The sequence below is a fragment of the Halorubrum trueperi genome, from assembly GCF_042662525.1.
In the GTDB taxonomy this organism is placed as follows: domain Archaea; phylum Halobacteriota; class Halobacteria; order Halobacteriales; family Haloferacaceae; genus Halorubrum; species Halorubrum trueperi.
In genome coordinates this window covers 514,911-527,127 of sequence record NZ_JBHSXI010000001.1, presented here as the reverse complement: position 1 = coordinate 527,127, position 12,217 = coordinate 514,911, and the positions used below count along the sequence as shown (strand labels likewise).

Here is a 12,217-nt window from a genome sequence, read left to right as displayed (position 1 = left end):
GGCCCGATCGCGTGCGGACGGTCACAGTACCAACAGCGGGACGCCGACCGCGACCCCCACGGCGATCAGCACGAGATTCCAGAACAGCACCGGACGGACCAGATCCCGAGTGATGCTCGCCGCGAACGCCGTCTTGACGAGGATGCTCGCCGCCGTTCCGGCGACGACACCCGCGACCGCGGTGTCGACGGGTATCTGACCGGTTCCGAGCAGGGAGACCGCCGTCGTCGTCGCGGTCCCGGAGGAGACGAGTCCCGCCAGGAACGCAGTCGCGACGAATCCGCCCGCGCCGAAGGTTCGCTCGGCGGCCGCCGAGACGAGCAGGACGAGGAGGAACAGCGCGCCGAACGTCAGGGCGTTCCGCAGGCTGAACGGCGAGGTGAGCTCCGCTTCCACCGTCGTCCGCCAGTCGCTGCGCCACACCGCGATGATGACCCCCGCGACCGTGATCGCACCGAGGGGCGCGCCGACGGCGACCGCGGCCTCCGGGACGAATGCGGCGACGACCGCGGCGTTGCGGAACGCCATCGCCGCGTTCGCGAGGAGGATCGAGCCGACGGCGATGTCCGTCAGGTCGGGTCGACCCTTCGCCCGTTTCGCCATCTCGGCGACGACCGCCGTGGAGTTCACGAGCCCGCCGAAGAATCCGGTGACCGCGTACCCCCGACCCTGGTAGCGCTTCACCAGCACGTAGTTGACGAAGCCGATGGCGCTGACGGCGACGACGAGCGACCAGACGAGCCGAGGCTGGATCGCGTTCCACGGATCGATCGTCTCCGACGGGAGCAGCGGGAAGACCACGAACGCGAGGATCGTGAACTCGACCGCGCTGCGGACCTCCTCCCGCGAAAGCCCCCACGCGAACTGGTGGAGCTCCCGTTTCAGGACGAGGAGCAGCGACGAGAGCACGGCAACCGTCACCGCCTCGATGAAGAACTCCTCGGCGACGAGCGCGCCGACGCCGTAGGTGACGAGCATGGAAACGGACGTCGTCAGCGAGAGCCCGTCGACGTCCGCCTCGACGAAGCTGCGGACCGCCAACAGCACCGCGATGGCGACGATGAGAACGCCGCCGACGAGCAGGAGCCCGTCGCCGTCGAGCATGGAGAACACGGCCGCAGCGAGGCTAATCAACGCGAACGTCCGGATCCCCGCCGACTTCTGTGACCACTCCCGCTCGAGCCCCAGGAACATACCCAGCGCCGTCGCCACCACCAGCTTCGCGACGCTCGTCTCGAGGTACGCGATCGGGTCGACCGCGCTCAACACGGCCGATCACCCCGACGACGGCCGGATCGCCCGCCGAATTCGCGGCCGGATCGACGCCGTGACCGGCTGCGCGATCGCCACGGCGGCCGACGGCGTCGTCGCACCGACTGTGTCGTCGCGTGCATACCACCAGCCAGGCGATGGCGACGCCTATAGCTTGCTATATAGTAGTATATAGAGAAGCGAGCGCGGGAGACGTCATCGCGGTCGAGTCAGCGGTTCGTCGGTTCCCGCGGGAGATCGAGCGACTCGGTGAGGTCGTGTTCCTCGCCGGTGAGCAGGTACAGTACATCTTCGAGGATGACGACGAGTTCCGGCAGCTCGCGGACGGCGAGGAACGTGATCCCGATGAGCGCGACGACGGCGAGCAGCTGGCTCATGATCCGATCGGAGACGAGAAACGAGACGCGGTACGGGTCGCTCGCGCCGAACATCGTCAACACGAGGTCCGGGTACCAGTGCATGTACTGATTGCCGGCGACGATCGAGATGAACGCCGTCCGGAGGATGTTGAGGACGTAGATAAGCGGGATCGACACCGCGAGCGCGCGGAGCTTGCGTGATAGCGGGGCCTGCACGGCGGTGACCAGTCCTCCGAAGATCGCCATGCTCCCGAGTCCCGTACACGCTAACACGATGTGGACTCGGATCGTGTGGCCATTTTCCAGTGCCCACGCGTAGGCCGCGTCGTACCCCTCGTTGCTCGTCACCCGCTCGGGCGCGTACCCGAGCAGGTCGATGAGGAAGCCGGTCTGGGTCGCGACGGCTTCGATGAGGATCCGGCGGGGCTCCGGGAACGCCATGCCGCCGACCGTGAACGCGGGGATCGTCTCGAACGGGAGGTAGATGAACAACATGATCGAGATCGCCCGCGTGAGCGTGAACAGCGACGCGCGACCGTCGTAGAGAAGGTATCCCGCGTAGATGCAGGCCGGGACGCCGACCAGCGCGAGGATCGACTCGACGTAGCTCTGGTGTTCGAGCGCGAAGTACGGGACGGTCGTCAGCCAGAACAGCCCGAACAGCGCCCACGTCCCGGCCGCGAGCGAGCGGCCCGCCGCCAGTCCGCGGCTGTCGAGCAGCCACGCGACGGCAAAGAGGATCGCGACGATCCAGGCGAACGTGAACGTGTCCGGCAACAGGCTCAACACGGCCGGAACGCCGGGACCGAACATGTCCGAACCGTCGGTCGTCCCCGAATAAAGCCCTTGTCGTTGCCGACGGATCGTCGGGTAGATCGGACGAGACGAGAGGAGATCAGAAAGGCGGGCTGACAGCGACGAAAAGTAATCGGAGAGACGAGCGCACGCTCAGCGCTCGTCCGAGTCGAGCACCCGAATCTGGTCGCCCCGGACCGTGACCGGGATGGGGACGGTCGCCTCGTACAGCTCGACGGTCACCTGGTCTTTGCCCTCGTCGATCCGCTGGACGCGGGCCTTCTCGCCCTTGAAGGGCCCGGCGATCAGCTCGACGATGTCGCCCTCGGCGATGCCCTCGACGTCGGGGGTCGGCGAGAGGAAGTGCTCGACCTCCGAGAAGGGGCTCTCGGCCGGCCCCTTCGAGCCCTGAATCACGCCGCTGGCGTGGGGGATCTCGTCGAGGATGCGGGCGAACACGCTCCCGTCCGTCGCCTCGACCATGACGTAGCTCGTCAGTTGGTCGGGGGCGATAACCGCCTGGATCTCCGGCATCTCCTTTTCGGCCAGCATGTCGGCGACGGTTCGCTCCTGGCTCGCGGTCGTCTTGACCGAGAATATCGGCATTACGCGCCGACCCCCGGTAGGAGGCTCATGATCGCGAACATGAGGAAGCCGATGAATCCGATGAGGATGATGCCGGCCCCGGCGATCTTCGACACCTGAAGGAACTCGTCGGTGCTCGGCGTGCTCGCCAGTTTCAGCACGCGAATATAGCTGTTGAGGTCGTACGGAACGTCCATCTTACGACCGAGTTCGAGACGAGACGGTTTTTACCTTTTGATGCGGGTCGATCGACGCATCACCGACGATGTCGACGGAGCGCGAACGTCCGAAGGAACTCTATCTCGATAGGGGACCCCGAGGTCGGTCGGCGCGCTACTCCACGTAGTCGATGTCTTCCATCTCGGCGGCCGTGCCTTCCGGCGGCTCGCCGTTGCGGCCGTAGATCTGCGGCGACTCGACGCCGGTGACGACGATCATCGTCCGCATCTCGCCCTCCAGTTCGTCGTCGACGGAGGTTCCCCAGATGATCCGAGCGTCCGGGTCGATCCGGTCGTAGATCTCCTCGACGACGCCCTCTGCCTCCTCGATGGACATGTCGGTGCCGCCCGTGACGTTCACCAGTGCCGAGTTCGCGCCGGAGATGTCGACGTCGAGCAGGGGCGAGCGGAGCGCCGATTTCACGGAGTCCTGCGCTTTCGAGTCGGAGTCGGACTCGCCGAGCCCGATCATCGCGACGCCGCCTTTCTCCATGACCGTGCGGACGTCGGCGAAGTCGAGGTTGACCAGCCCGGGCATCGTGATGAGCTCCGTGATCCCCTTCACCGAGCGCATCAGCACCTCGTCGGACACCTTAAAGGCCTGCCGGACGGGGAGCTTCCCGACCGCGTCGAGCAGGCGGTCGTTGGGGACGACGATGACGGTGTCGCTCACGTCGCGGAGGCGTTCGAGGCCGGCCTCTGCGTTCGTCCGTCGGACCTCGCCTTCGGCCGTGAACGGCGTCGTGACGATGGCGATGGTGAGCGCGCCCGACTCGCGGGCGGCCTTCGCGACGACCGGCGCGGAGCCGGTTCCCGTGCCGCCGCCGAGCCCGGCGGTGACGAACACCATGTCCGAGCCGTCGATGGCGTCTTGGATCTCCTCTTGGGACTCGATGGCGGCCTCCTCGCCGACCTGCGGCAGGGAGCCGGCACCGCGGCCCTGGGTCTTCTGCTGACCCATGAGGATTTTCGTGTCCGCTTCGATGTTCACGAGGTGCTGGACGTCGGTGTTGGCGGCGACCAGCTTCGCGCCGTGGATCCCCTCCTCAGTCATCCGATTGACGGTGTTTCCGCCGGCCCCGCCGCAGCCGACGACGGTGATGTTCGTCTGGAGGTCTTGGAGGACGTCCTGCAGCTCGTCGTCGGTCATCGTCCCGGACTGTGGCGGGGCACTGGTGGTCGCGTCGTTCGCGCCGGTGCCGGCCTCCCCGGCGTCGTCCGCCGGGGATTCCTCGGCTTCGTCGATGGCGTCCTCTACGATAGAGTCCATTATGTGGTGTGGTTGCGACCCGGACGTATTTATTTTTGCCCGATCGTCTGACGATGGTCGGACGTATCGAGCCAATGGTCAGACGTATCGAGCCTATCGCGGAAAGGGAGACACGAACCGCGATCCGCGTCGCTATCGATCCGCGCCGCTCGTGACGGTGTTAATGGGAAATCGATCCGTCCGCGACCGCGACACGTCCTCGGGGTCGACCGTTTCGCCGTCGACGTCGACCGACCGGCCGTCGGCGAGCCGTCCGAACGCTGGCCCTTCGGGAACCCCGCATTCGGCTGCGAGTTCGGGATCGAAGGCGGTCTCGCGGGCGACGACGACGTCGTCCGCGACCTCGACTGCGTCGTATCCGTGTTCCAGCACCGCCGCGAGATCGGCGACGAGGTCGGCGTAGCCGGGCGTCTCCGGCTCGGTCGAGAAGGCGGCCCGGCCGACGGCCCGCGTCCCGGCCTGTTCCGTTTCGAAGGCGACGGCGTTCGACTCGGCCGCGGCGCGGGCGGACTCGGAGTCCACGCCCTGTGCCCGCGAGAGCAACTCAGCCGGGAGCTCGCGGATTCGGATTCCAACGTCGCCATCCGGATCCACGGACGACACCGATCCGAACCGAAGTCCGTCGTCGACCGGTTCGAGATCGGCCTCCAGTCGCTCCACCAGTGCGAGGGGGCGGTCGCCGACCTCGCGAATCCAGGTCTCGCTCACGACGCGGTGACCGAGGTCCTCGATCGTCGCCGCGAGGTCGGGTCGATCCCCCTCGATCACGGCGACGTCCGCCCGACTCCGCGCGAACGCCTGCTCGACGAGTTCGCGGTTCGCCTCGGGTCCTCCCATCTCGTCCAGCGACCAGTCCGCGCCGACGTGCCCGACCGCCCACTCCGTCTCGCGAACGATCCGGGCGAACCGCGGGGCGTAGTGGCCGCCGCCGAAGCCGACGACGTGGCGGGGCGTGGCCGTCGGCTCCTCGTCGCCGTCCCGCGTGTCCGGCACCTCGTCGCCGTTCCGGAGATCCGGTCCCGTACCCCGCAGGTGATCCGATCCCGTTCCCCGCAGGTCGAGGACCGCCCGCGCGACCGCCCGGGCGGCCCCCGGGTCGGTCCACTGCGGCTCGGCGGATCCGAGTTCGACGAACAGGGACGGGACGGAGACGTCGGTCGGCCCGTGGTGGGTGCACTCGATGCCCGCGTCGTACCCCTCGGGAGCACGGGCCGCGAGCGCCTCGACGACGCGCTTTTCGGCTCCCGGGGCGGTTCGCGACAGGGTCTTCGGTTTGCCGCCGTACGGAGCCGGCCCGAAGTTGCCGGTTGCGTGGGCGGTGAGGAGTCGTCCGGTGTCGCCGGAGTGCCGGGAGACGAACGCGAGGAACTCGGGCGACTCCGAGAACGCGACCGCCGGGTCGTCCAGTTCGATGTGGAGGCCGTCGAACTCGCGCAGTTCGAAGCCGTCGGTCCGGTAGTACGTCCCGCCGCCGGCGGCGTCGGAGCGACTCGGATCGTCGCGGCGCTCCCAGCTCACGAGGTCGAGCAGGTGCTCCCCGATGTGTTCCGAGGCGCTGTCGGCCCGGCTGACGACGATCGCTATCACGGGTCGTCGATCGGAGGCGGGCGGCCGAATACCCGTCGATTCGAGCGCGAGAGGGCGTCGACGGATCGGCGACGAACTCGGTTGCCGCACCGGTCGATCACTTATAAATAGGCACGCTCGAATCGACGACGACGAACGTCAGCGCCCAAGCCGCTCGGTTGGGATCTAGTGAAACACTATTCCTTGCAGGGCTGCCACCACACACGCCCGGGGCCAACTTTCTTCGTTCGGAGTTCGCCGAGGGATTCGAGATCTTGGAGATAATTTCGAGCGGTATTGCGGTGGACATCGGATTGGAGTTGTTCGGCGATTTGCGGGGCAGTAAATGGCTCGCACTTGTCGTCGTTATCTTCGAAGATCGCTAACACGTTGTCTCTTGATGTACTTGGACTCCGGCCAGCCATACTGTCGCCTTGCACAATTCAGCGGATGGCAACTCGTACACCGGCGAATTTGGTGTGTACAACGATATAAATACGATACAGGGCTTCAAATGCCGAAGATCGGGTTTTATGATGGGTTGTCACTTACGACGAAGCGGATCTCCAGCTATGAGTAATCGTAGAAAGTCGTCCAACTTGCCGCAAAGTATGAAAGTTGTTGAAGCCGTTGCTGATGAACTGGGTATTGACTCAACGGAGGTGGAGACTCCGCTTCTCGAAGTGATTGATCCGGATGCCTTAGACGCTCTTTTTAGGGGTCAGGGACGTTCCGGGATGGTTCGCTTTTCATACTATGGCTACCGTGTCGTCGTGCAAGAGGATGGCCAAGTTGTTCTGACCGATGACCGTTAAGCAGGTGGCCTCATGTCGCTATCAAAGATGTCAATTAACGCATTCAACAAGGACATCGCTCGTATCGGCCGTAGTCGGGTCAAAATGTGTTATCGGCTGCTATTTCAACAATGCCGCTCGGGTATAAACCGTTGCTGGCGCGGTGAACAGCTTCAAAGCCCCAGTCGCGAGAATCGAAGATTCTCTGGCAGCCGGCGCACAGCGCCGGCGATCTCGTGGGCTCTCGCCGGTGGCTTCGTCGCCGGCTGTCAGAGAGACCGAAGGTCACTCTCTCCTCGCGCTAGCTTATAAGAGAGTGCTCGGAGGCGTGCCACCGCACATGGAGTCCGGTATTCGGCGGACGCTCCCCCGCGCTCACGGTAGCAGCAGGTAGACGAACAGGACGTAGCCGACGACGAGGACGCCGCCGTCGAGCCGGGAGATCCGCTCGCCCCGATACATCATCCAGACGAGGACCGCGGTGAACGCGAGGAGCGCGGGGAACTCGAAGCCGCGCACGCCGGGGGCCACGCCGATCGGCGTGACGACCGCGACGATCCCGATGACCGCGAGGATGTTGTAGATGTTCGAGCCGACGACGTTGCCGACGCTGAAGTCGGCCTCGTCGCGGACGGCGGAGACGACGCTGGCTGCGAGCTCCGGCAGCGACGTGCCGAGCGCGAGCACCGTGAGCCCGATGAAGATGTCCGAGAACCCGGCCGCCGACAACAGCGACTGCCCGCCGTCGATGAGCCAACGGGAGCCGAGCACGAGCGCGACGATCCCGCCGAGAACGGCGGCGACGTCGCGCGGGTCGGCGTCGGGCATCCCCTCGCGCTCGGCGGCCGAGATTCCCGACTGCGTTTCCCGTATCCGGTGCATGATCACGACGGTGAACGCGATCAGGGTTCCGAGCAGCGCGATCCCGTCGATCGCCCCGATCCGGCCGTCCCAACCGAGTCCGACGAGCAGCAGCGCGGCGAGCAGCATGAACGGGACGTGTCGCTTCAGCACGGTCTCGGAGATCGCGAGCGGGCGGATCAGCGCGGAGATCCCGAGCACGAGGCCGACGTTCGCGACGTTCGAGCCGACGATCGCACCGAGGCCGATGTCCGTCGACACGGTGACGGCACCCATCAGCGCGACGAACAGCTCCGGGGCGGTCGTCGCGAACGCGACGACGGTGACGCCGACGGTCGACGCCTTCAGTCCGATAGCGAGCGCGAGCTCGCTCGCCCCCCGCACGAGCAGCTCCGCGCCCGCGTACAGGAGGACGGCACCCGCGGCGAGTAACAGGAGTTCCGTCAGCGGAGACCCGAGTGGCACGCCCTTCGATTGTCCTCGGCGTTTTAAAAAGCGTCGTGGTCTCGATCCGGTGCGGCGCTCACGCCTCGATTATCCCGTCGCCGTCACTTCCGCCGTCGCCTCCGTCGTCGACCCCGGTCGGCATCCGGATCTCGCCCTCGGTCGAGACCACCGCCTCGCCGCCGACACGGACCGCGTCGCCCTCGACGCGGACCCGGACGTGTCCCGGGCGGTCGAGAAAGTGACCCTGCTCGAACCGCAGCTCGTCCGGGAGTTCACCGTCGAACGCGCCGACCGCCCGGAGATACGCACCGACCGCACCGCTCGCGGTTCCCGTCACGGGATCCTCGGGGACGCCGACCGCCGGCGCGAACGCCCGTCCGTGGAGCGTCGACTCCGCGTCGAGCGCGTCGAACGTGAACGCGTACACGCCGGCAACGTCGTGCTCGGCCGATATCGCCTCGACGGCTGCCGTGTCCGGTTCGGCCTCGCCGAGCCGCTGGAGGAAGTTCACGGGGACGACGAGCCACGGGAGCCCGGTCGACGCGACGGCGACGGGGAGATCCGCGCCGATGTCCCGCAGCGCCGCCGGATCGACGCCGAGCGCACTCCCGATGCGGTCGGCGTCGAGGTCCTCCGCGTCCACGGACTCGACCGTCGGCAGGTTCTGGCGCATCCAGACCGTTCCGTCGTCGTCGACTTCGATCGACAGGTCGCCCACGTTCGTCCGGAGCGTCCGCTCGCCGGCGTCTATCTCACCCGCGGCGTGCAGCGCGGCGTAGCTCGCGATCGTGGCGTGTCCGCAGAGGTCGACCTCCGTCGACGGGGTGAAATAGCGGAGACGCTCGTCCGCGCCGTCGCCGGCCTCGAAGACGAACGCCGTCTCGGAGGCCCCGAGTTCCGCCGCCACGTTCCCCATTCGATCGTCGCTCAGTCCCGCCGCGTCCGGTACGACCCCGGCCACGTTGCCGGCGAGCGGCTCGGTCGTGAACGCGTCGACGAGAAGCGCGCGTCGCGTTTCCATGGGCCTACCTCATCGGCCGCCCTCAAAAGGCTCCCGAGGACCGGCGAGGGGCGGATCCGCCGTCGTCGCGGACCCGATCCGAGACGGCGCGGGAGGCGGCCGACCGATGTGAACCCTTTTGGCCTCCACGACGGATGGTGTGTGTATGGGTCTCTTCGACCGGCTACGAGGGAACGACACGCCCCGCGTGGCGTTCCTCGGGATCGACGGTCTTCCCCACAGCCTCGTCGCCGACAACCCGGACACGTTCTCGACGCTGTCGGCGATCGGCGACAAGGGCGACGGCGGACAGATCGATAGCATCGTCCCGCCCGAGTCGAGCGCGTGTTGGCCGGTTCTCACGAGCGGCGTGAATCCCGGCGAGACCGGCGTGTACGGCTTTCAAGACCGCGAGATCGGATCGTACGACACGTACGTCCCCATGGGGCGGGACGTGCAGGCGACGCGGGTGTGGGACCGCGCGACCGACGCCGGCCTCGACGCGACGGTGATGAACGTCCCGGTCACGTTCCCCCCGCAGCGGACGGTCCAGCGGATGGTCTCCGGCTACCTCTCGCCCGACGTCGACAAGGCCGCACACCCCGAGGAGCTTCGAGACTACCTCGCTCAGAGCGACTACACGCTGTCGGTCAACGCGAAACTCGGGCACAAGGCGGACAAGACGGAGTTCATCGAGCACGCGCGAAAAACGCTCGACGCTCGCGCCGAGGCGTTCACTCGCTACGTCGAGATGGACGACTGGGACCTGTTCGTCGGCGTGTTCACCGCGCCGGATCGGATCAACCACTTCCTGTGGGGCGACTACGAGGAGTCGGGAACGTACCGCGACGACGTGCTCGATTTCTACGGGGCCCTCGACGAATATATCGGCGCGATCCGCGAGGCGCTGCCGAGTGACGTGACCCTCGTCGTCGGCTCCACCCACGGGTTTGCCCGGCTCAGGTACGACGTGTACTGCAACGAGTGGCTCGAACGGGAGGGCTGGCTCTCGTACGCGGAGGACGACCACGGGGCATTGGCCGACATCGACGACGAGACCCGCGCGTACTCGCTCGTACCCGGTCGATTCTATTTGAACGTGGAGGGTCGCGAGCCCGACGGGACCGTCCCCGAATCCGAGTACGAGACCGTGCGCGCCGAGCTACAGGAAGCGCTGCAGGCGTGGGAGGGCCCGAACGGCGAGTCGGTCGCGAAGCGCGTCGTCGAGCGCGAGACGGTGTTCCGCGGCGACCACGACGAGATCGCCCCCGACCTCGTCGTCATCCCGAACCGGGGGTTCGACCTCAAGTCCGGATTCCGCCCCCACGACGACGTGTTCGACCCCGACGGCCCGCGGACCGGTATGCACACGTTCGAGGACGCCGCCCTGTTCGTCGACCACCCGGACGCCAATGTCGAGGACGCGGACCTCCTCGACATCGCTCCGACGCTCCTTCGCCTCCTCGACGTCGAGTACGGTCGGACCGATCTCGACGGTGCGAGCCTCGTCTAGCCGACCGGTCGTTCCCCCGCTCGTGATCGAGTTGAAGTGTCCCGACGCGAACCGTCTGGTATGGAACGCACGCCCGACGGTACGCCCGTCGGCATCGACGACCCGTACGCGGTCGCCGGCGTCTGCGACCACCTCACCGACGACGGTCGCTGTCGATTCGCACTGACGCGCTCCGGCGACGACCCCGCCTTCGCCGCTGACCGGCGCGGCGACGACTACGCGTGTCACGTCGGTGCCGAGGAGGCGTGGCGGAAGTGTCCCCACTACCGGTCGACCGCGGATACCCGAGAGTGTCTTCGATGCGGGCTGGCGGAGGTCCGACTCGCGCACGACGATGCCCGTCCGCTCGTCGAGGAACACCACCTGTCGTACGGCGACGCCACTTCTTCCGACGCCACCACTCCCGACGACGCTTCCGCGCACGACGACGCTTCCCCGCCCGACGACGCCGACCCTCACGAGATCACCGTCGCGCTCTGCCGTTGGTGTCACACCAAGGTCCACCGATCGTTCGCGCGCATCGACGACGACGCGAGCCCCGATCCCGAGGCGATTGCGGAACGGGAGGGCCGTCGGAGCAAGGAACTGTCGGAATCCGCCTTCGAGACCGCGAGCGAGCGGTTCGGAGGGGACGAGCGGCGCAAGCGGTAGCGAGCGCGCCGTCCGAAATAGCCGCCGTCAGGCGTCCGGCTTGGGGCGGATCAGGTTCGCCAGCGAGACCAGGAGGCCGAGGAACCACCCGAGCGGGACGGAGATCCCGATCCACATCAGCACGTACCCGAACCCGGAGACGCCCCACTGGTCGCCGAACGTCTCCAAGTCGAAGGCGGCGCGGAGCGTCTCGTTGATCCCGCCGACGGCGAGGAATGTGTCGAGTATCCACCGCGCGAGCTCGTAGCTCGGATCGAGGATGACGCCCGAGATGGCCGGTGTGACCAGCGCGGCGACGACGGGTGGGAGGAAGATGGCGGTCATCGCGAAGGGATACGCGAGGAGGACGCTGACGAAGCGCCCGCCGACCTTCGAGAATCCGGCCGCGAGCCCCGCGGCGACGACGGCGACGGCGCTGGCACCGCCGATTCCGAGCATCACGTCGGTCGGGAGTTGGAAGTGCGCGAGGAGGGTCAAAGAGCCCCAGACGACCGTCGCGACGAGGACCGCGCCCGCCACGCCGAATCGGGTGACCGCGGAGTCGAGTTTCGCGGCGTAGTACCGCGTGGCGAATCCGACGATCAGGAGCGGGTACACGACCGCGACGAGCGGCGCTCCGAGAACCGCCCAGATGTAGTATCCGACGGCCTGGACGCTCGTTTCGGGCTTCCACTTCCCCAGCACCGCGCTCGGATCGAGCTGTCTGGGGAAGACGACCTCCATCCACGTCTCGTGGAGACGAACGACGTCAAGGAGGAGCGCTTCCGCCAGCCCCGTTTGTCCTCGGCGTTCCATTTGCCTCACCTCGCGCGCGACACACCGTGAACTTTGTGCCTTCCGTCGCCGGTCCGACGGACCCCTCCAACTGGAGCGGCGTCAAGTCAGC

Annotated in this window: 13 protein-coding genes; 4 read left to right on the top strand and 9 right to left on the bottom strand. The window is 67.0% G+C overall.

Annotation, left to right across the window (positions count from 1 at the left end; genetic code table 11):
* Window positions 1-21 precede the first annotated feature (21 nt).
* On the bottom strand, window positions 22-1,218 hold the full coding sequence (locus ACFQEY_RS02745) for an MgtC/SapB family protein (protein ID WP_379765099.1): 1,197 nt from the start codon (window positions 1,216-1,218) through the stop codon (window positions 22-24).
* On the opposite strand from ACFQEY_RS02745, the gene ACFQEY_RS02740 reads away from it, so the two are divergent.
* Window positions 1,103-1,447, top strand: coding sequence for a hypothetical protein (locus ACFQEY_RS02740; RefSeq protein ID WP_379765117.1), 345 nt, complete (start codon window positions 1,103-1,105; stop codon window positions 1,445-1,447). The two genes, ACFQEY_RS02745 and ACFQEY_RS02740, sit on opposite strands and share 116 nt — an antisense overlap.
* 34 nt (window positions 1,448-1,481) lie before the next feature.
* Here the strand turns inward: ACFQEY_RS02740 and artA are convergent, their stop codons facing one another.
* The 5 genes from artA to ACFQEY_RS02715 form a co-directional block, all read right to left on the bottom strand.
* Window positions 1,482-2,444, bottom strand: a complete 963-nt coding sequence (gene artA / locus ACFQEY_RS02735; RefSeq protein ID WP_379764552.1) for an archaeosortase A — start codon at window positions 2,442-2,444, stop codon at window positions 1,482-1,484.
* A 135-nt stretch (window positions 2,445-2,579) separates the two neighbouring features.
* Complete coding sequence (locus ACFQEY_RS02730) at window positions 2,580-3,032, bottom strand: transcription elongation factor Spt5 (protein ID WP_379764550.1); 453 nt, start codon at window positions 3,030-3,032, stop codon at window positions 2,580-2,582.
* A complete protein-coding gene (locus tag ACFQEY_RS02725; protein ID WP_379764548.1) occupies window positions 3,032-3,208 on the bottom strand; it encodes a protein translocase SEC61 complex subunit gamma in 177 nt (58 codons plus the stop codon). Before ACFQEY_RS02725 ends, ACFQEY_RS02730 begins: the two co-directional genes overlap by 1 nt.
* 136 nt (window positions 3,209-3,344) lie before the next feature.
* Window positions 3,345-4,499, bottom strand: a complete 1,155-nt coding sequence (gene ftsZ, locus ACFQEY_RS02720) for a cell division protein FtsZ (RefSeq protein WP_379764546.1) — start codon at window positions 4,497-4,499, stop codon at window positions 3,345-3,347.
* Between the two features lie 132 nt (window positions 4,500-4,631).
* Window positions 4,632-6,086, bottom strand: coding sequence for a D-aminoacyl-tRNA deacylase (locus ACFQEY_RS02715; RefSeq protein ID WP_379764544.1), 1,455 nt, complete (start codon window positions 6,084-6,086; stop codon window positions 4,632-4,634).
* A 512-nt stretch (window positions 6,087-6,598) separates the two neighbouring features.
* Here ACFQEY_RS02715 and ACFQEY_RS02710 point away from each other — a divergent pair.
* Entirely contained in the window at window positions 6,599-6,880 is a 282-nt protein-coding gene (locus ACFQEY_RS02710) for a HalOD1 output domain-containing protein (RefSeq protein WP_379765097.1), read from the top strand.
* Between the two features lie 354 nt (window positions 6,881-7,234).
* Here ACFQEY_RS02710 and ACFQEY_RS02705 read toward each other — a convergent pair whose 3' ends face one another.
* Entirely contained in the window at window positions 7,235-8,185 is a 951-nt protein-coding gene (locus ACFQEY_RS02705) for a calcium/sodium antiporter (protein ID WP_379764542.1), read from the bottom strand.
* Window positions 8,186-8,243: 58 nt separating this feature from the next.
* Window positions 8,244-9,188, bottom strand: a complete 945-nt coding sequence (locus ACFQEY_RS02700) for a PhzF family phenazine biosynthesis protein (protein WP_379764540.1) — start codon at window positions 9,186-9,188, stop codon at window positions 8,244-8,246.
* Between the two features lie 145 nt (window positions 9,189-9,333).
* Between ACFQEY_RS02700 and ACFQEY_RS02695 the strand changes: the two genes are divergently transcribed.
* Complete coding sequence (locus tag ACFQEY_RS02695) at window positions 9,334-10,680, top strand: alkaline phosphatase family protein (RefSeq protein ID WP_379764538.1); 1,347 nt, start codon at window positions 9,334-9,336, stop codon at window positions 10,678-10,680.
* A gap of 60 nt (window positions 10,681-10,740) precedes the next feature.
* On the top strand, window positions 10,741-11,331 hold the full coding sequence (locus ACFQEY_RS02690; protein WP_379764536.1) for a DUF7097 family protein: 591 nt from the start codon (window positions 10,741-10,743) through the stop codon (window positions 11,329-11,331).
* Window positions 11,332-11,358: 27 nt separating this feature from the next.
* Here the strand turns inward: ACFQEY_RS02690 and ACFQEY_RS02685 are convergent, their stop codons facing one another.
* The gene (locus ACFQEY_RS02685) at window positions 11,359-12,126 is read right to left on the bottom strand and encodes a hypothetical protein (protein ID WP_379764534.1); all 768 of its coding nucleotides are present in this window, start codon (window positions 12,124-12,126) and stop codon (window positions 11,359-11,361) included.
* Between the last annotated feature and the right edge of the window lie 91 nt (window positions 12,127-12,217).

Coding starts and splice junctions, on each gene's coding strand:
- ACFQEY_RS02740 (WP_379765117.1), top strand. CDS start 1,103: ATGGAGAACACGGCCGCAGCGAGGCTAATCAACGCGAACGTCCGGATC.
- artA (WP_379764552.1), bottom strand. CDS start 2,444: ATGTTCGGTCCCGGCGTTCCGGCCGTGTTGAGCCTGTTGCCGGACACG.
- ACFQEY_RS02730 (WP_379764550.1), bottom strand. CDS start 3,032: ATGCCGATATTCTCGGTCAAGACGACCGCGAGCCAGGAGCGAACCGTC.
- ACFQEY_RS02725 (WP_379764548.1), bottom strand. CDS start 3,208: ATGGACGTTCCGTACGACCTCAACAGCTATATTCGCGTGCTGAAACTG.
- ftsZ (WP_379764546.1), bottom strand. CDS start 4,499: ATGGACTCTATCGTAGAGGACGCCATCGACGAAGCCGAGGAATCCCCG.
- ACFQEY_RS02710 (WP_379765097.1), top strand. CDS start 6,599: ATGATGGGTTGTCACTTACGACGAAGCGGATCTCCAGCTATGAGTAAT.
- ACFQEY_RS02700 (WP_379764540.1), bottom strand. CDS start 9,188: ATGGAAACGCGACGCGCGCTTCTCGTCGACGCGTTCACGACCGAGCCG.
- ACFQEY_RS02695 (WP_379764538.1), top strand. CDS start 9,334: ATGGGTCTCTTCGACCGGCTACGAGGGAACGACACGCCCCGCGTGGCG.
- ACFQEY_RS02690 (WP_379764536.1), top strand. CDS start 10,741: ATGGAACGCACGCCCGACGGTACGCCCGTCGGCATCGACGACCCGTAC.
- ACFQEY_RS02685 (WP_379764534.1), bottom strand. CDS start 12,126: ATGGAACGCCGAGGACAAACGGGGCTGGCGGAAGCGCTCCTCCTTGAC.